Raw genomic sequence first — 17427 nt, forward strand, 5'->3', positions numbered from 1 at the left:
GGCTTGGATCACACCTCGCCCTTGAGGCCCTTCTCGAAGTATTTGTGAATGATCTTGTCCTGGTTTTCGAGCAGCCAGTCGATGTCGGGCTTGAAGTTCATCGCCTTGTGAATGGCGAGCGCGGTCGCCTTGCGATGGATGTCGAATAGGATCTTGTGATCGAGCTTGTCGATCGTCGAGACGACGGGGTTCAGCCACACCGAAACGATGATGCCGAGATCATCGACTTTGTCTTTCGGCAGGTCGCCGGCGCGTACGGCGTCGAGGACGCCCATCGCGGTCGCGTATTGCACTGTGCCCATCAGAATGTTGGTGTAGCGCTCGTTGTCGACCGTCACCTTGCTGACGCACAGCGTTGGCGGACGCACCATCACGTCGGTGTTCAGAAGCGACAGCACGCGGCTGTGGCCCTTTACCTGGTCGCCGAGAAGCGTCGCGAAGGCGGTGCCGAAGGGGCCGTCCATTTCGCCGATCGCGACTTCGGGTTCCGCTGCCGTTCCCGGAGGGCCGCCTGCGACGAGGGCTTCGCCGACGCGAATGCCAAAACGCCCCGACGGGCGCGATGCAATGCTCATATGTCACCACCTTGTGCTCGGTTATCAATTGAGCGCCGAAGCCGACGCACGGGGTGGGCTTAAACCAGAGTGGCCAGAGACGCGCCATAAGTTCTGGTTATGGCGCGTCTCACGGTCGCGATGCGATGGGGGGCAATCGCACGCGCTAGTCGCAGGGAATTTCGATGACGCTGTCGGTGGCGGCGGAATAGCGGCGGCAGACTTGCGGTGCGGCTGCTGCTGTTTTCGTTGCGGTCGCGGTTGCGTTTGAGGCCGTCGAGACGGGCAGCAGATCGCTTTTCTTGGCGATGTTTGTGGTGCCCGTCGATGCCGTTTGCTGCGCGATCGTTTTCGTTCGTGTGGCTGCAAGCGTCTGAGCCTGCTTTGCGGCTGCAGCTTTCTTTTTGGCGAGCGCTGCGAGACGGGCGCGTTTTGAGGCAAGGGCCGCAGCCTGTGCGCGTTCGGCGCGTAATTCGGCGAGCCGCTTTTCACGCGCTCTCGCAAAGGCTTCTTCGAGATTGCGGCGCTTGTCCTTCTCGCAGGGCTGGGCCGGCTGGCGGCCCTGGTTGCGGAAGAACGGGCTGGCGTAGAACGAGCCCATGCCGTGTGCTTCCGCGTTCGATGCGACGGTGCTGGCGACGACCAGAACGGCGATGAGGGTCGAGATCTTGAGCATGGGTGCCTCCCACGAATTTGCGATGGAGGCATCTTGGAGTAGCGCGATTTTTCCCGCTGTTTCGGACGGAACACGTCTGCAAATCGTGCTGGGGTGTTGAACATAAAAACGCGGCCCGGCCGAAGGACGGCGAGCCGCGTTTTTTGAGTGAAGGGCGAATGAGAATTACTGGCAGGGCGCCTCGATCACACTATCGGCAGCTGCCGAATATTTGCGGCAGGTGACGGTCGTGGCGGCCGGAGCGCTCGGTGTCGTCGATGACGTTTCGATAGCGTTCGACGGTGTCTTTTCAACCGTCGTCGTCTGCGCTGAGCTGTCGGCCGTTGTGGATGCAGGCGTACTGTCGCCCGAGGTCAGCCGGTCGCCCTTTTTGAGCGCGGGCTTGTCGTCGCTCGTCGTGGATTGGGATGCAGTCTCGGCAGCGGCGATCTGGGCCGCTTTCTGCTTCTGCAGCGCGATCTGGCGGGCGCGTTCGCGTTTGGCGGCCGCGGCGGCGATGGCGCGCTGGCGGGCTCGTTCGCGGGCGGCGATTTCCCGGCGGGCGCGCATTCTCTCGTAGGCTTCCTCACGACGGCGCTCTTCGGCGGCGTGCGCGAGCATGCTGGCGGCCGCCATGCCGCCAAGAAAGAATCCGAGGCGGCGGCCGGGGCCGGCTTCGGCGGCTGATGTGAACGACGCGGCGACGACGGCGATGGAAATCAGAACTGCGAGCAACTTGGACACGGGCTGTCTCCTTCGGCTTGGGTTGCCAGGAGAGTGCCGCGAGAGGCCGCGACGCGCTGTCCCTAAGGAAACATGTGCGCAAGAGTGAGAAAATTCGGCGCGGGGACTCCACAACGAGAACAAAACGTGATTGACAGAAGCGGAACAAAAAGTGTACGTTTATCCTTAATTGATGGCGCGCGGCGCTTGCCATAAGGGATTGAGGGTGACGACATGGAACGGCCGGACTTGACTGTGCTCGAAGGGGGCAAGATGGACAAGAAGCAGGCGCTGGAGCAGGCACTCGCGCAGATCGACAAGACCTTTGGCAAGGGGTCGATCATGCGGCTCGGCGCCAACGAAAAGCTGGATATCGAAGCGATCTCCACGGGATCGCTCGGACTCGATATTGCGCTCGGCATCGGGGGATTGCCGAAGGGACGCATCATCGAAGTCTATGGACCTGAATCCTCGGGCAAGACGACGTTGGCGCTACAAGTTGTGGCGGAAGCGCAGAAGAAGGGCGGCACGTGTGCGTTCGTCGATGCCGAGCATGCGATCGATCCGGGCTACGCCAAGAAGCTGGGCGTCAAGGTCGAGGATCTTCTGATTTCGCAGCCGGATACCGGCGAACAGGCGCTGGAAATCGCTGATACGCTGGTGCGTTCGGGCGCCGTCGATGTGCTCGTGGTTGACTCGGTTGCCGCACTGACGCCGAAGGCCGAACTCGAAGGCGAGATGGGCGACAGTCTGCCGGGCCTGCAGGCCCGCTTGATGAGCCAGGCACTCCGGAAGCTCACGGGCTCGATCTCGAAGTCCAATACGATGGTGATCTTCATCAACCAGATCCGCATGAAGATCGGCATCATGTTCGGCAACCCTGAGACGACGACGGGCGGCAACGCGCTGAAGTTCTATGCCTCCGTTCGCCTCGATATTCGCCGCATCGGCCAGATCAAGGAGCGCGAAGAGACGGTCGGCAACCAGACCCGCGTCAAGGTCGTCAAGAACAAGGTGGCGCCGCCCTTCAAGCAGGTCGAATTCGATATTATGTACGGCGAAGGCATCTCGAAGGTCGGTGAGCTGATCGATCTCGGCGTCAAGGCAGGGCTGGTCGAGAAGTCGGGTGCGTGGCTGTCCTATAATGGCGACCGCATCGGCCAGGGCCGGGAAAACGCTAAGACGTACCTGAAGGAAAATCCCCGCGTCGCGGCGGAGATCGAGCGGGCGATCCGGGCCAATGCCGGCCTCATCGTCGAGAAGATGCTGGCCAATCCGGAAGCCGGCGAGGATGATGGCGAAGAACCCGACGAGGACGGGGTTCTCCCCGACGAATCGGGGAAGAAAGTCGCCAAGGCGAAGCGGTAGGGCTTTGAGTGGCGCCATCCGACTTCCCTTCGGGAAGCCGGCCGGATGGTGCAGATGGAGGCCGCCAGCGCCTGTCGTTCCGCCGCAGGCGGACGGCCTGCTGCAAGGACCGCCCCTTCCTAGACATGCCTCAGGGCCGCCGCTACAACGGCGGCCTTAACCCGTTTCGGGGCTGTGTCCCGGAACATGTTTTTTATCCAGATCAGGCCGAAAGCACCACATGGCTGGCGTCAGCGAAATCCGCGCTTCGTTTCTCGATTTCTTTGGCAAGAACGGACACGAGATCGTGCCGTCGTCGCCGCTCGTTCCGCGCAACGACCCGACGCTGATGTTCACGAACGCGGGAATGGTGCAGTTCAAGAACGTTTTCACGGGGCAGGAGACGCGGGCTATTCCGCGGGCGACGACGTCGCAGAAGTGCGTCCGCGCGGGCGGTAAGCACAACGACCTCGATAACGTCGGCTATACTGCGCGCCACCATACGTTCTTTGAGATGCTCGGCAACTTCTCGTTCGGCGACTACTTCAAAGAGCGCGCGATTGAGCTGGCCTGGAACCTGCTGACGAAGGACTTCGGTCTCCAGAAAGACAAGCTGCTCGTCACGATCTATCACACCGACGACGAAGCCTATCGCATCTGGAAGAAGATCTCCGGCTTCTCCGACGACAAGATCATTCGCATCGCGACGTCGGATAACTTCTGGCAGATGGGCGACACGGGGCCGTGCGGTCCATGCTCGGAGATTTTCTACGATCATGGCGACAAGATTCCGGGCGGCCCTCCGGGCTCGGCGGATGCGGACGGCGACCGCTTCATCGAAATCTGGAACCTCGTGTTCATGCAGTTCGAGCAACGCGCTCCGGGGGATCGCGTTGACCTGCCGCGGCCGTCGATCGACACCGGCATGGGGCTTGAGCGCATCGCGGCGGTGCTGCAGGGCAAGCACGACAACTACGACATCGATCTGTTTCAGCATCTCATCCAGGCGATCCGCCAGGAGGCGGGGAAAGTCGGCGCGAAGGAAAGCACGGCGACGAAGGATTTCGATCACGTCGCGCGGCGCGTCATCGCTGATCATTTGCGCTCGACGAGCTTCCTGATCGCCGACGGCGTGCTGCCGTCGAACGAAGGCCGCGGCTACGTGCTTCGCCGCATCATGCGCCGCGCCATGCGCTATGCGCACCAGATGGGCTGCACCGATCCGCTGATGTATCTGCTCGTCCCGTCGCTCGTGCGCGAGATGGGTGACGCCTATCCGGAACTCGTGCGCGCGCAGCCGCTCATCACGGAGACGCTGAAGCTTGAGGAGACCAAGTTCAAGCGCACGCTCGACAACGGCCTAAAGCTGTTGGGCGAAAGCTCGGCTGGTCTCACGAAGGGCGCGGTATTCCCCGGCGACGTCGCGTTCAAGCTCTACGACACGTACGGCTTCCCGCTCGATCTCACGGAAGACGCGCTGAAGCCGCGCGGCATCACCGTCGATACCGGCGCGTTCGATGCGGCGATGAAGAAGCAGAAGGATGCCGCCAAGGCCGCCTGGAAGGGTTCGGGTGAAGCGGCAACAGAAGGCCTCTGGTTCGAAATCAAGGACAAGACCGGCGCGACCGAGTTCCTCGGCTATGACACAGAGAGTGCGGAAGGCATCGTCACGGCCGTCGTGGCGGGTGGCAGAGAGGCCTCCGAACTCAAAGCCGGTGAGGAAGGCGCGATAATCGTCAACCAAACGCCGTTTTACGGCGAGAGCGGCGGTCAGGTCGGGGACCAGGGCGTCATCAAAGGTCCGAAAGGCACGCTGTTCCGCGTGACCGATACGCAGAAGAAGCTCGGCGATCTGTTCGTGCATTTCGGCAAGGTCGAGAGCGGAGCGTTCAAGGTCGGCGAAGCGGTCGAGCTCGAAGTCGATCATGGGCGGCGCTCGGCGACGCGCGCCAACCATTCCGCGACGCATCTTCTGCATGAGGCGCTGCGGCAGGTGCTCGGCACACACGTCGCGCAGAAGGGCTCGCTCGTTTCGCCCGATCGTCTGCGCTTCGACTTCTCACATACGAAGCCGATGTCGGCGGACGAGATCAAGCAGGTCGAGGACATAGCGAACGCCGTGCTGCTCGAAAACACGCCGGTCGTCACGCGGCTGATGGCGCTTGACGATGCGCGTGCGACGGGCGCAATGGCGCTGTTTGGCGAGAAGTATGGTGACGAAGTGCGCGTCGTGTCGATGGGGTCGACGCGGCCCGGCGCCAACAAGGCGTGGTCGGTCGAGTTGTGCGGTGGCACGCACGTTTCGCGTACGGGCGATATCGGTCTCATTCGCGTCGTCGCAGAAAGCGGCAGCTCGGCCGGCGTCCGCCGTCTCGAAGCGCTGACGGGTGAGGGTGCGCGCGCCTATCTCGACGAGCAGGATGCGCGGGTAAAGGAAGCGGCGAGCGTGCTCAAGACGCGGCCGGAAGATCTCGTTGATCGCTTGAAGCATCTCGTGGAAGAACGCCGCAATCTCGAAAAGCAGCTTGCCGATGCGAAGCGCCAGATCGCGCTTGGCGGCGGTGCGGGTGCGGATGGCGCGGCAACGAATGGCGAAGCGATCCGCAACGTCGGCAACGTCAAGCTGCTCGCGCGTACGGTGCAGGGGCTCAATCCGAAGGACCTGCGCGGCCTCATTGATGACGGCAAGAAGCAGGTCGGCTCGGGCATCGTTGCCGTCGTTGGCGTGACGGAGGACGGCAAGGCGGGCCTCGCGGTCGGCGTCACGGACGATCTCGTCAAGACGTGGAGCGCGGTCGATCTCGTCAAGGCCGGTGCGGAAGCGCTCGGCGGCAAGGGCGGCGGCGGGCGTCCCGACATGGCGCAGGCGGGCGGACCGGACGGCGCCAAAGCGGGCGATGCGCTGAAGGCCATCGAAGAACGGCTCGCGAGCTGACGACTGCGAACTACTCTGGCCGTTCCTAAGTCCACGATGGCGACGCAGCTCGGCACTCAGACGAGCACCCATACTTCTAGGTGTTGAAATTTGTCTGGGTCCCAGCCTGCGCCGGGATGACGGTGTCGGCCCATGTTGCGGTGCGGAAGCCTTTTCCCGTTACCTTGCAGGCAATTCACTAATGACCGTCGGGAAAATTGGGTATATACGGCCCGCTTTCGCCAACGAGGAATTTTGAAATGTTTCGCATGGGTTCGCTGGCTTTCGCCGCTCTTTTCATCGCTGCTTCTCCGGTCTTAGCCGACGATTCCATCGTAAAGCTTCCGGCAACGCCAGCGCCTTCGGCCGGACCGACGATGACGGCCGCGCAGGAATTCTGCGGCGACGCGTCAGGCAAGGCGGAAGAGCTGATTTCGCGCTACACGTCGAAGGCTGGCCTGCAGAAAGTGTACGAGAGCGATCAGTATCTCGCGTATTCGGACGATCCGAAGAACGCCACGGTGATGTACACGTTTACGACCAAGAAGAATCCGGCTTACCCCGCCGCCGTCTGCCGCAAGGTCGAACACAAGGGCGACAACCTCGTGATCGCGATGAAAGTCGTCTGCGATGGCAACGGTGATGCCTGCGCGAAGCTTCAGAACGACTTCAACGTGATGAACGCGCAGATGCAGGCGCAGGTCGATCAGCAGATCGCCGGGCAGAAGAAATAGTTTTACTTTTCTGCTTGGCGACACGCGTTCCGCGCGCGCTAAATTTTTACGTTTGCACTCGGCGACTCCCCAGCGGGGAGCCGGCCGCCGAGCGCGGTGAGTGTTTATTTGCTGCGGGCGAGCCAGATCGTGTGGCCGCCGGCAGTCGGGTCGTTCTCAACGTAAGTGACGACCTCGAACCCCTGTGCAACGAGTAAAGCACGGTATTCCTCCGGCGCGAGGCTCGCGTGATAGAGCGGTTCACCGCCGAATGTGCCCATCGCCACGCCGTTCTCCGTTCCGCTCGTGAACATCAGAGCCGCACCCGGTGCTGCGTGCGCGCGGAAAATCGCGAACATGCGGCGTTGATCGTCCTGGGTCAGATGGAAAAAACTGTCCCAAGCAAGAATACCGTCGAACGTTTGGCCGAGCGCGAGGGTGCGCATGTCCGCAACGAGCCAGTCGCTTTGCGGAAAGCGGGCTTTGCAGCGCGCGATCATCGCCTGCGAACTGTCGACGCCGTGAACGCGATAGCCTGCGCGAACGAAGAAGCCTGCGATCGGTTCGCCTGATCCGCAGCCGATGTCGAGAATGGAGCCGCCGGCAGCGATCGACGCAAGGAAGCGGTCGAGCCATTCTTTTTCGAACAGGCTTCGCGATCGGACCTCGTCCCAGGTGTGGGCGTGTCTTTCGTAAAGAGCGATGATGTTCGCCGCGTCCGACGTCATGGCGTTTGATGTTTCTCCAAGGGCGTCGTCAGCGTTTCACCTTTTCCCAGTCGATGATGGCGAAGTCGGTGATGAGGGCGACGACGCGCCCGTCTTTGTCGTAGCCGAAATAGGACGCGTAAAAGCCGTCACCCCAGCCGCTGGCGAACATCGCAACGTTCGTCTCGCCGGCAGGGAGCATCAGGAAGAAGTTCGGTTTGAGGTGCGCGGCCTTACCGTTGGCCTCGCCCTTGTCCTGCCACTCCTCCCAGGCGTCGGGGTTCGCTTTAAGGACGGATGTCAGCGTCTCGGCGGCTTTTGGATCGTAGAAGGCGCCGGTTCCGGCATCGACCGGATAGCCGAAGATTTCGCCGCCAGCGAGCGTGGACGCGTCTTGGCCGTCGGTCACGGCCATTTTCCATTTCACTGCCGGAGTGTCTGCGAAGTCGATGCGAGCGAATGCGATGCGGCCATCGTTAATGCCGCCGACCGCAATCGCGAGGCGGACCGGAAACGACCCGTTCGGCACCGGCTCGGAAAACGGCAGCCGCGCGTCGATCGAAACGAACGGATCGCAAGCGGCGATCCGGCCGCTCACGATCTTTAGATTGCCGAGTTCGAGGGTGCGAAAGGACGTCGGATGAAGACGTGGAGGCTTGCCTTCATCGGCCTCGTCGACCGTCAAGCGGTACGTCGCGTCGAAGGCGCGGGTGAAGGCCTCTTCGTAGTCGGGAACAGCCGCGGAAGCCCCATGTCCGGCGAGCAGCGTGAACACGGACGAGAGAAACGAGCGGACGCCGGCCACTTTGCTCTCCTCCTTTTCGACGCATCATCGTATCTCGCGCGTTACGATTATATTGACTTTGCCATCGCTGCCTTCAGGTTTTCATCGACCTTGTCGAGGAAGCCTGTGGTCGACAACCATTTCTGCTCCGGTCCGACGAGAAGCGCCAGGTCTTTCGTCATGTAGCCTGCTTCGACCGTTGCGATGCAGACCTTCTCGAGCGTTTGACAGAATTTCAGAAGAGCATCGTTGTCGTCAAGCTTGGCGCGATGGCCGAGGCCGCGCGTCCACGCAAAGATCGATGCGATCGAGTTCGTCGACGTCTCCTTACCCTTCTGATGTTCGCGGTAATGGCGCGTGACCGTTCCGTGCGCGGCTTCGGCTTCAACCGTCTTGCCGTCCGGCGTCATCAGAACGCTGGTCATCAGGCCAAGGGATCCGAAGCCCTGCGCAACCGTATCCGACTGCACGTCGCCGTCGTAGTTTTTGCAGGCCCAAACGTAACCGCCCGACCATTTGAGTGCGGAAGCGACCATGTCGTCGATCAAGCGGTGCTCGTAGGTCAGCTTGCGCTTCTGAAATTCTTCCTTGAACTCAGCGTCGTAAACTTTCTGAAAAAGATCCTTAAAGCGGCCGTCATAGGCCTTCAGGATCGTGTTCTTGGTGGAGAGATAGACGGGATAATTGCGCGAAAGGCCGTAGTTCAGCGAGGCGCGTGCGAATTCGCGGATTGATTCATCGAGGTTATACATCGCCATCGCGACACCGGCGCCGGGGGCTTTGTATACTTCCTTCTCGATGACATTGCCGTCTTCACCGACGAACTTGATCGTCAGCACGCCCTTGCCGGGGAACTTGAAATCGGTCGCCTTATACTGGTCGCCGAAGGCATGGCGACCGACGATGATGGGCTGCGTCCAGCCAGGGACGAGGCGGGGGACGTTTTTGCAAATGATCGGTTCGCGGAAGATGACGCCGCCGAGGATGTTGCGGATGGTGCCGTTCGGGCTTTTCCACATTTCCTTCAAATTGAATTCTTTGACGCGCGCTTCGTCGGGCGTGATCGTTGCGCACTTGATGCCGACGCCATGCTTCTTGATGGCGTTGCCGGCGTCGATCGTCACTTGGTCCGCGGTCTTGTCGCGATTTTCGACGCTCAGGTCGTAGTATTCCAGGTTAACGTCGAGGTAGGGATGAATCAGCTTGTCCTTGATCAGCTTCCAGATGATGCGGGTCATCTCGTCGCCGTCGAGTTCAACGACGGTGCCTTCAACTTTGATTTTCTGCATTGGATGTCTCGCGGAGCGATTTGAGGACGGTGGATCTTGTTCTATGACGCAGGTGCGCAAAGCTTAATCGCTCATCACGCACTTGCGAAGAGAACCTTCGGCGAAGTGGTGCGTCAGATCAAGACGCGTTTCAAGTCTTGCTCGGCGGCGCCAAGGTCGTTCCACCTGCGCGGCGTGGTTTGTGCCGGAGGACGCCGGAGCGTTCTTGCCTGTCCGCAGGCGTGTCGCGCTGGGCCCTTGACGTGCGCTCCGGAATGACACCCTGTCCTGGCATATAGACGATGCGGGACGCCGGTCGAGGTACCGAGACCCACCTGGAGGAAACGATTGAACGTCGAGACTGAGACTTCGGCAGGCGATGCGCTCCGCATCATGGTCGGCAGCGGCGAGCCTGTGCTCGGACCGCGGGCGACGCGCGTTTGCGAGGTCGTTCACGCCTGTCACGCCGGCTCGATCGATCAAGGGCTTGAAAAGCTCGCCATTCCAGGGCTGACGCGCGATACGCTCGAACCCGTCTTGCAATACTGCGCCAGCCTCACGTGCATCTCGGACGAGGTGACGTGTCCAGGCTGCAAGCGGCGCACGGAAGTTCAGGGCATCGAGACGCTCGATCAATTCGTTCTCAGTAAGAAAGAAGTGATCGTCGGGGATGGGCGCGTGCGCCTGAAGGGCGAGGGGACGGAAACCGTATCGACGCCGTGTCTCGAAACTCTCGCCAAGCAATGGTCGGGTGAGAATTATTGGTTCTGGGCGCGGCGTGTCATTCGCAAGCTGCGTCACGGTTTGCGGCGGGCGAATATGCGCGGCGAGCCGGTGGCGGGCGAGGGCGAGACGCCATCGGTCATTCTCATGGAGCCGCAGCTTGCCGACAACATCGGCATGGTGGCGCGCGCCTGCGCAAATTTCGGTCTCGACGATCTCCGGCTCGTCAGTCCGCGCGACGGCTGGCCGAACGAGAAAGCACGCATTGCGGCGTCAGGCGCCAATTACATCATTGACGATGCGCGCGCCTATTCCAGTCTCGACGAGAGCATTTCGGATCTCAACTGGATCGCGGCGACGACGGCGCGGCAACGCGATCTGCGCAAGCCGGTCCTGACGCCGGAGCAGGCGATCGCCGAGATGCGCACCCGGATCGGCCGAGGGGAGCGGTGCGGGATTTTGTTCGGGCGTGAGCGTAATGGGCTGGAGACCAGCGAAGTTGCCCATGCAGACGCTCTGATCATGATTCCTGTCAATTCCCGGTTTGCGTCCCTTAACCTTGCCCAGGCTGTGCTGCTAACGGGATACGAGTGGATGAGGGGGGATTCTGGGCGAAGTCTCGGCCGTGTCACAACGTACGAGAAGCCTCTTACCGAGGGCCTCTACATGGGCCGGGACAGGCCGGCGACGAAAGAGGAACTCATTGGCCTATTTGAACATTTAGAACGGGAGCTGGAAGCGAACGGTTTTTTCAATCCAGCCCACCGCAAGACGGTCGTGTCGCAAAATCTTCGCACACTGCTGACCAGAATGAACGCGACGGAGCAAGAAGTCCGCACCCTTCGTGGCATAGTTGCAACGCTCGCACAGGGCAAAGGAAAGGCCCGAAAAGGGGGGGATTAAGCGCCTTCATATGGCCAAGTTTTGGGCCGAGCGATGCCAAGCCGAGAGGCATACTCGCGATATGCAACGCGGCTGCCCATTGGGTCGCGCCCGAAACGTATTTTTGCAACGAGATAAAAAACGCAGAGGCTCAACTGGAGATGTGGATGAACACGAGGGCGGGGGTTGTGTTGGCGGGCGTGGCAGCGCTGTCGCTGTGGGGATCCACAGTGTCGGCTGGCGCGCAGGAACTCAGTGAGCATGCCGTAAGATCATTCATGGAGTATGCGTGGTCGCTTACCCCGCAGCAGTTCTCCAAGCCGGACGGATCGGTCATCGTTATCGACAAGAATAAGAAGGCGCAGGTCGAGGTCCCGCTCGATGTTGCGCGCCGGGTGATTATGGCTGGCCGCCTTTCGGCCCATGCTCAGATTTGCGACTTGCGCGACGAGCAGGTTCAGAACCACCGTGCGCTGATGCGCCGGGAAGAGGCGACACGGAAGTGGACGCAGCAGCAACTCGTTTACATCAGCCAGTTGCATCTGACGACTCTGATGCTGATGACCGGCCGTATCAAGCTGGTCGAGCAGGAAGGCGACAAGCAAGTCGTTGTCGACGAAAAGAAATCGCCGCCGCAGACGTGTACGCCCGAGCAAAAGGAAAAGGTTAAGGAGCTGATCGAGGCGTACGTCGCCAGCAGTCCGCCGCCGAATTTTGCTCAGGCGGGCCAGAAGCCGCCGGCCGGGGCTCCTCCTGCAGCCGGTGCGCCCGTTTCGACCGGGTCGACGTCCGTCAGCGAGACGACGGTCGAGAAGAAATAGGCTTTCGAGGCGGTTCGGGGCGGTTGACGCGGCTCTCGATGACCGTTATCAAGCACAACCTTCGCGGGCCTTCGGGCCCGCGTTTGATTTCTGCGCACCCGTGGCGGGACTGTCGAAGGTCCATGCCTGTCAAACCCCGAGAGGGGTTAGAGGAGGGGGCGCTCCAATCGGCTCCGGCTCCTTCGGCCGGACCATAACTCATGGAGTGCTAGAAGATGACGAAGCGCATTCGCGCCAAGCATAAGATCGACCGCCGCCTCGGCGAGAACATCTGGGGCCGTCCGAAGAGCCCGCTCAACCGCCGCGAGAGCCGTCCGGGCCAGCACGGCGAGCGCCGTTCGGGCAAGCTGTCCGACTTCGGCCAGCAGCTCAAAGCCAAGCAGAAGCTCAAAGGCTATTACGCTTCGATCTCCGAACGCCAGTTCCGCGCCGCTTACGATGAAGCTTCGCGCCTCAAGGGTTCGACGTCAGAGCACCTGATCGGCCTCCTTGAGCGCCGTCTCGACGCGCTCGTCTATCGCGCGAAGTTCGTGCCCACCGTGTTCGCTGCGCGCCAGTTCGTCAGCCACGGCCATGTTTCGGTCAACGGCCAGCGCGTCACCGTTCCGAGCTACCGCCTGAAGGTTGGCGACGTCATCGAAGTTCGCGAGAAGGCGAAGCAGATGACGCTCGTGCTCGAAGCGATCAAGAGCGCTGAGCGTGATGTTCCCGATTACGTCAACGCCGACCATGGCAAGCTGACGGCGTCGCTGACGCGCGTTCCTGCCCTGTCGGACGTACCGTATCCGGTTCAGATGGAACCGAACCTCGTCGTCGAATTCTATTCGCGGTAGTTTTTTGTTTGTCGCTTCCGACTCCGCTTCGCGGAGCCGGCCGGAAGCGACGGACGTATTTCACCACGGCCCTTGGCCGAAGTGGATCGAGTTTCAAAAAGGCTGCCTTTCGAGGTGGCCTTTTTTTGTTTGGCGGATTTCGATGTCGCTCACGGTGGCCATTCCGCGCGGAACGCGCGGGCCACCTCCGCGAGGGCGGCGCTCGCGCCGTCGCCCGGTCGGGCTCTTGGCCTTTGGCCGAAATGGGTTAGGGATTTCGAAAAAGGCTGCGTTCGCGCGGCCTTTTTTGTTGCTCATTGTGGTCGAGCGGGCCGCAGTCGAAGACGACGGGTCTGGTATTTAACGAGATGCGATTGGGATTTTACGGCGTCCCCAGAAGACGAGAACCGCAAGGCTCAGAAACACTCCGTTGACGGGTGTGACGGAGATTTCGCCTCGCGCAATGTGGAAGATCATGGCGCAAACCTGGAGCAAAATGCATCCTGCTGCGGCTAGGACTGTCAGGCTTGGCCTGATGCGTGTCAGCGATGGCAACAACACTCCTAAGCCGCCTGCCAGATCCACAACTCCCAGAATGCGAACCAATGGCGACGGCAGATCCCCGGTCCAGCTCCACATGGCGGCGAGTTGCGGGATTGGCGTTGTGATCTTCATCCATGCCGCCCAAACGAAGCTCGCGAATAAGAGTGCCTGGGCGGTCCAGACGACAATGTTCAATGCGCGATGCGAGGAGGTCTTGATTGGCAAGGTTTGCTGAAACATGGCAAATTCTGTCCGTTTCGATAATGGATGTTATCCTATCGATTCGCTACGATAATGGTTATTATCATATGGAGTCAATGCGTACGTGAAAGACTGGGCCGCCGATCATCCCAAAGCGAAGCTGATGGCGCGCAAGCGGACGGCTATTCTTGATGCCGCTCGAAATGCATTCCTTCAGCACGGCTATGAGGGGACCAGCATGGAAGGGATTGCGGCTGCGGCGGGCGTCTCGATCATGACGCTCTATCGCCACGCCGAGGGAAAGGACGATCTTTTTGCCGCCGTCATTGAGAGCGCCTGTCACCCTGAGGATGAAAGCAAGACGGCAGAAATCGCTGAGGCACTTAAGAAGCCGCTTTCAGACTTGCTCGTCTTCGTCGGCATCATGTTTCAGCAGAGGGTGGCAGACAAAACCACCACGGCATTGTTTCGAGCGGTTATGGCGGAGACCGTGCGTTTTCCGCATTTGGGCGAGTTGGCCTATCGCGGCCTGATTGGCTCGCATTTGGCCGTTCTGGACGAGTTTCTCGCTCATAGACCGGAGTTTGCCGGATTCGACGATGTCTTTCGCCGAAAACTAGCCGGCGATTTTATTGACCGTCTCATCGGTGTCGATTCTTTTCGTGTGTTACTGGGGCTTGCTGGCGCTTCAGAAGAGGTGATGCATTCCCGTGCCCGTCTTGCAACGACTGAGTTGCTGGAAGCAATCGCTCGCCGCGGCTGACAAATTGAGCGAGACGATCAAGCGGCTCTATGGCGTCGAGTTTTAGAGCTCGAGGCGATCGAGATGCCGGGGTTGGGCGTGATGGCCGGGCCGCCGCCGTCGCCGCGTTTGCTTCGGCGTCGTGACGGTGTTTCAGCGTTGGCCCAGGCGTAGGCGAGCATCGTCATCAGCGCGGACGCGGCGAAGAAATAGACGCCCGGCAGCACGCGGGCTTCGGTGTAGCCCGATGAGTTCACGTAGAAGATCATCAGCGCCAGCACCATGACGTCGGTCATCGAATAGCGGCCGATCCATTCCATCGTCGCGAACGATTTGCGCCGAAACTCCTGCGGCATGTCGTGCGCGGTAATGAGCGTCAACAGATAGAAGAGCTTCAGGAACGGGAAGAACACCGACACCGCAAACACGACGGAGCAGAGGAAGTATTCGTTGTTCTCGAACAGCGCGTAGATGATCGTCAGGATCGAGTGCTCGTTGGTCCAGACGTAGATGGTCGTGAAGCGGATCGACGGCATGATCAGTCCGAGTGCGAAGAACACCGTCGCGAGAATAATCAGGAAGCTCAGCGCGAAGTTGCGCCACGCGGGCCGCGTTTCCTTCTGGCCGACGTCGGGCTGCGGCAGCACGGGGACAAGCTCGGGCGCGGCGGCCATGCCGTCTGTTCTGATCCAGGCATAGGCAAGGATCATCAGCACGACGGCGGCGGTGAAGAAATAGACGCCGTTGAGGCTCGATGCGTCGTAAACCTCCTGGCTCTTGATGAAGAAGATCGTCAGCGCCAGCACGAGCACGTCATGCATCGACCATTTGCCGAGCCATTCGAGGGCGCGCAGCCGCGTCTGGTGGCGGACGATTTCGGCGGGCGGCAATGTCGAGACGAGCAGCAGGTAAAGCAACTTGGTGACGGGCAGGAGGATCGAGAAGACGAGTACGATGAGGCCGAGGAAGGTTTGGTTGTCCTTCAGCAACACGTCGACGGTCGAGAGCAGCGAATGCTCGGTCGTCCAGATGCCGAAGCTCGTCAGTTTCAGGATCGGCAGCGTGATGCCGAGCGCGAGGCAGACGCTGGCTGTCAAGATGGTCAGCGAAAGAAAGAAGCGCCTGCCGCTCAGCCACATGACCTGCACGATCGGTCTCCTTTCGCGGCGAAGCGGGCCATGCTCTGCCATGCCATCGAGGCAGCATCCGGTTAGGGCAAAATTGAGACACTGCGGGTCAAGTCGCAAGCGCATTTGGAGGCTAGGGAGGGGAGAGCAGAACAGGTGAGAGCATGACGGACAGCAGCACGACGCGCGATCCCGCGAAATTCGGTTCCACAGGCAAGCCGCGGGCGCGGGGGCTCGGATTGCCGATGCCGGGTGTAACGGGGCCGTTGAACGCGATCACAGACGTCGGCGGCGTGACTGTCGGCTTCACGACGCTCCGCAATGACGGCGGAAACGTGCACACGGGTGTGACGGCGATCCTGCCGCGCGCGCCGGAAAACCTGGCGCATCCGCTGTGGTCGGGCGTGTTTTCGATGAATGGCAACGGAGAGATGACGGGCGCGCACTGGATCCGCGATGCGGGCTGGTTTACCGGGCCGATCACGATCACGAATACATTCTCGGTCGGGCTTGCGCATCACGCGACGCTGAAGTGGATGGCCAAGCGCTTCTCGGCGCTGGGGGAGGATCTTTGGGCGTTGCCGGTCGCAGCCGAAACCTACGACGGATTTCTGAGCGACATCTCGGGGTTTCATGTCACCGAAGCGCATGTGATGGCGGCGATTGATGGCGCGCAGCCAGGGCCGGTGGCAGAAGGCTGCGTCGGCGGCGGCACGGGCATGATCGCCTATGAATTCAAGGGCGGGACGGGGACGGCGTCGCGGATCGCGACGACGCGGCTCGGCGAACACACCATTGGCGTGCTGGTGCAGGCGAACCACGGCATCAAACCGTGGCTGACGGTGTGCGGGAAGCCGGTCGGCGATCTGCTGCCGGGCGAGCGCGTCTATTCGATGGAGAAGGGTTCGATCATCGTCATCATCGCGACGGATGCGCCGCTGTTGCCGGGGCAACTCGAACGCCTGGCGCGGCGGGCGTCGATCGGCATCGGACGCGGCGGCACGCCGTCGGGCAATTCGTCGGGCGATATCTTCATGGCATTTTCGACGGCGAACGATCCGGGGCAATTGCCGGAACCTGCCGCGTTGACGTTCACGGCCGTCAGCAACGACGATCTCGATACGGTTTATTTGGCCGTGGTCGAAAGCGTGGAGGAAGCGGTGTTGAATGCGATGCTCGCGGCCGAGACGACGACGGGCAAGCACGGTCGTCTCGTCAAGGCGATCGACACCGAGAAGCTGAAGACGCTGGTCGTCGGATGAGTTCGGATTTGCGGAGCGATCCAGCGTTCTTCGAACTGCTGACGGGCAGTTATGCGCGGCTCGTCGGCGCGCCGCTGGTGCCGGAGGGCGCAAACGCGCAATGGCTTTACGAGGACGCGCCATTCGTCGTCGTGGCGCATAACACGGATGCCGATCCGCGCTTCGTCTATGCAAACAAGCGGGCGCAGGCGTGTTTCGAATATCCGTGGGACGAGTTCATCACGTTGCCGTCGCGGCTGTCGGCGGAAGCGCCGAATCGCGAGGAGCGCGCGCGGATTTTGGAAGCTGTTGCGCGCGACGGGTTCGTGCGCGGCTATCGCGGCGTGCGGATTTCAAAGTCGGGCCGCCGGTTCTGGATCGACGACGGGATCGTGTGGCAGTTGATCGACGCCGACGGGGCAAATCGTGGGCAGGCGGCGACGTTTGCGTCATGGACGGATGTTTGAATTTGTTCGCAGCCGCAGTCCTTCCCGCCGCGGTAAGGGGAGCGAGCGTTCATTCGTCTCGCATCGTCATCCCGGCGCAGGCCGGGATCCAGTCAGACAGAAACAGTTTCTGTGCCGATACTTGTCTGGGCGCGGCCTCTGCCGGCGTGACGGAGTGTATGTTTTGTTTTTGGAGACGTTCGACGGGGATGACGGGACCGCAA

17 protein-coding genes are annotated in these 17427 nt (G+C 61.1%); 9 read left to right on the forward strand and 8 right to left on the reverse strand.

Translation table 11 applies throughout. The features are described from left to right. Positions 1-8 precede the first annotated feature (8 nt). The 3 genes from RLW41_RS16945 to RLW41_RS16955 all read right to left on the reverse strand — a co-directional run bounded on the left by RLW41_RS16945 (position 9) and on the right by RLW41_RS16955 (position 1953). A complete protein-coding gene (locus RLW41_RS16945; RefSeq protein ID WP_013947033.1) occupies positions 9-575 on the reverse strand; it encodes a formaldehyde-activating enzyme in 567 nt (188 codons plus the stop codon). A gap of 145 nt (positions 576-720) precedes the next feature. Next, positions 721-1230 (reverse strand): hypothetical protein, encoded by a 510-nt coding sequence (locus tag RLW41_RS16950; protein ID WP_409562874.1) that lies wholly within the window; start codon positions 1228-1230, stop codon positions 721-723. A 165-nt stretch (positions 1231-1395) separates the two neighbouring features. Beyond that, entirely contained in the window at positions 1396-1953 is a 558-nt protein-coding gene (locus RLW41_RS16955) for a hypothetical protein (protein WP_409562875.1), read from the reverse strand. A gap of 213 nt (positions 1954-2166) precedes the next feature. On the opposite strand from RLW41_RS16955, the gene recA reads away from it, so the two are divergent. The 3 genes from recA (at position 2167) to RLW41_RS16970 (ending at position 6927) form a co-directional block, all read left to right on the forward strand. After that, on the forward strand, positions 2167-3300 hold the full coding sequence (gene recA, locus RLW41_RS16960; RefSeq protein ID WP_024275633.1) for a recombinase RecA: 1134 nt from the start codon (positions 2167-2169) through the stop codon (positions 3298-3300). A 220-nt stretch (positions 3301-3520) separates the two neighbouring features. Then, positions 3521-6214 carry an alanine--tRNA ligase gene (gene alaS / locus RLW41_RS16965; protein WP_414462219.1) on the forward strand — a complete coding sequence of 898 codons (2694 nt, stop codon included), beginning with the start codon at positions 3521-3523 and terminating at the stop codon, positions 6212-6214. Positions 6215-6453: 239 nt separating this feature from the next. Further along, positions 6454-6927: a hypothetical protein gene (locus RLW41_RS16970; RefSeq protein WP_409562877.1), complete on the forward strand. Its 474-nt coding sequence runs from the start codon at positions 6454-6456 to the stop codon at positions 6925-6927. Positions 6928-7031: 104 nt separating this feature from the next. On the opposite strand, the gene RLW41_RS16975 is transcribed toward RLW41_RS16970, so the two are convergent. The 3 genes from RLW41_RS16975 to RLW41_RS16985 are packed head-to-tail and all read right to left on the reverse strand — an operon-like array spanning position 7032 to position 9686. Beyond that, positions 7032-7634, reverse strand: coding sequence for a class I SAM-dependent DNA methyltransferase (locus RLW41_RS16975; protein WP_414462220.1), 603 nt, complete (start codon positions 7632-7634; stop codon positions 7032-7034). A 28-nt stretch (positions 7635-7662) separates the two neighbouring features. After that, on the reverse strand, positions 7663-8418 hold the full coding sequence (locus RLW41_RS16980) for a DUF4241 domain-containing protein (RefSeq protein WP_414462221.1): 756 nt from the start codon (positions 8416-8418) through the stop codon (positions 7663-7665). 47 nt (positions 8419-8465) lie between these two features. After that, positions 8466-9686: an NADP-dependent isocitrate dehydrogenase gene (locus RLW41_RS16985; protein WP_414462222.1), complete on the reverse strand. Its 1221-nt coding sequence runs from the start codon at positions 9684-9686 to the stop codon at positions 8466-8468. A 327-nt stretch (positions 9687-10013) separates the two neighbouring features. Here RLW41_RS16985 and RLW41_RS16990 point away from each other — a divergent pair, with 327 nt between their 5' ends. The 3 genes from RLW41_RS16990 (at position 10014) to rpsD (ending at position 12924) form a co-directional block, all read left to right on the forward strand. Next, complete coding sequence (locus tag RLW41_RS16990; RefSeq protein WP_414462223.1) at positions 10014-11291, forward strand: RNA methyltransferase; 1278 nt, start codon at positions 10014-10016, stop codon at positions 11289-11291. Positions 11292-11437: 146 nt separating this feature from the next. Then, positions 11438-12091, forward strand: a complete 654-nt coding sequence (locus tag RLW41_RS16995) for a hypothetical protein (protein WP_409562881.1) — start codon at positions 11438-11440, stop codon at positions 12089-12091. Between the two features lie 215 nt (positions 12092-12306). Further along, positions 12307-12924: a 30S ribosomal protein S4 gene (gene rpsD, locus RLW41_RS17000; RefSeq protein WP_409562882.1), complete on the forward strand. Its 618-nt coding sequence runs from the start codon at positions 12307-12309 to the stop codon at positions 12922-12924. A gap of 339 nt (positions 12925-13263) precedes the next feature. Here the strand turns inward: rpsD and RLW41_RS17005 are convergent, their stop codons facing one another. Beyond that, positions 13264-13686 (reverse strand): DoxX family protein, encoded by a 423-nt coding sequence (locus RLW41_RS17005; protein ID WP_414462224.1) that lies wholly within the window; start codon positions 13684-13686, stop codon positions 13264-13266. 124 nt (positions 13687-13810) lie between these two features. Here RLW41_RS17005 and RLW41_RS17010 point away from each other — a divergent pair, with 124 nt between their 5' ends. After that, positions 13811-14410, forward strand: coding sequence for a TetR/AcrR family transcriptional regulator (locus tag RLW41_RS17010; protein ID WP_414462225.1), 600 nt, complete (start codon positions 13811-13813; stop codon positions 14408-14410). Between the two features lie 17 nt (positions 14411-14427). Here RLW41_RS17010 and RLW41_RS17015 read toward each other — a convergent pair whose 3' ends face one another. After that, entirely contained in the window at positions 14428-15528 is a 1101-nt protein-coding gene (locus tag RLW41_RS17015) for a paraquat-inducible protein A (RefSeq protein WP_414464603.1), read from the reverse strand. Positions 15529-15680: 152 nt separating this feature from the next. Here RLW41_RS17015 and RLW41_RS17020 point away from each other — a divergent pair, with 152 nt between their 5' ends. After that, positions 15681-16778, forward strand: a complete 1098-nt coding sequence (locus RLW41_RS17020) for a P1 family peptidase (RefSeq protein WP_414462226.1) — start codon at positions 15681-15683, stop codon at positions 16776-16778. Further along, entirely contained in the window at positions 16775-17224 is a 450-nt protein-coding gene (locus tag RLW41_RS17025) for an MEKHLA domain-containing protein (protein ID WP_409562885.1), read from the forward strand. Before RLW41_RS17020 ends, RLW41_RS17025 begins: the two co-directional genes overlap by 4 nt. Positions 17225-17427 lie beyond the last annotated feature (203 nt).

Origin of the sequence: Hyphomicrobium sp. DY-1 (assembly GCF_047497105.1) — a bacterium.
Lineage (GTDB): Bacteria > Pseudomonadota > Alphaproteobacteria > Rhizobiales > Hyphomicrobiaceae > Hyphomicrobium_B.

Coding starts and splice junctions, on each gene's coding strand:
- RLW41_RS16985 (WP_414462222.1), bottom strand. CDS start 9,686: ATGCAGAAAATCAAAGTTGAAGGCACCGTCGTTGAACTCGACGGCGAC.
- RLW41_RS16945 (WP_013947033.1), bottom strand. CDS start 575: ATGAGCATTGCATCGCGCCCGTCGGGGCGTTTTGGCATTCGCGTCGGC.
- RLW41_RS17025 (WP_409562885.1), top strand. CDS start 16,775: ATGAGTTCGGATTTGCGGAGCGATCCAGCGTTCTTCGAACTGCTGACG.
- RLW41_RS17010 (WP_414462225.1), top strand. CDS start 13,811: ATGGCGCGCAAGCGGACGGCTATTCTTGATGCCGCTCGAAATGCATTC.
- recA (WP_024275633.1), top strand. CDS start 2,167: ATGGAACGGCCGGACTTGACTGTGCTCGAAGGGGGCAAGATGGACAAG.
- RLW41_RS16950 (WP_409562874.1), bottom strand. CDS start 1,230: ATGCTCAAGATCTCGACCCTCATCGCCGTTCTGGTCGTCGCCAGCACC.
- RLW41_RS16975 (WP_414462220.1), bottom strand. CDS start 7,634: ATGACGTCGGACGCGGCGAACATCATCGCTCTTTACGAAAGACACGCC.
- RLW41_RS17015 (WP_414464603.1), bottom strand. CDS start 15,528: ATGTGGCTGAGCGGCAGGCGCTTCTTTCTTTCGCTGACCATCTTGACA.
- alaS (WP_414462219.1), top strand. CDS start 3,521: ATGGCTGGCGTCAGCGAAATCCGCGCTTCGTTTCTCGATTTCTTTGGC.
- RLW41_RS17005 (WP_414462224.1), bottom strand. CDS start 13,686: ATGTTTCAGCAAACCTTGCCAATCAAGACCTCCTCGCATCGCGCATTG.
- RLW41_RS17020 (WP_414462226.1), top strand. CDS start 15,681: ATGACGGACAGCAGCACGACGCGCGATCCCGCGAAATTCGGTTCCACA.
- RLW41_RS16995 (WP_409562881.1), top strand. CDS start 11,438: ATGAACACGAGGGCGGGGGTTGTGTTGGCGGGCGTGGCAGCGCTGTCG.
- rpsD (WP_409562882.1), top strand. CDS start 12,307: ATGACGAAGCGCATTCGCGCCAAGCATAAGATCGACCGCCGCCTCGGC.
- RLW41_RS16970 (WP_409562877.1), top strand. CDS start 6,454: ATGTTTCGCATGGGTTCGCTGGCTTTCGCCGCTCTTTTCATCGCTGCT.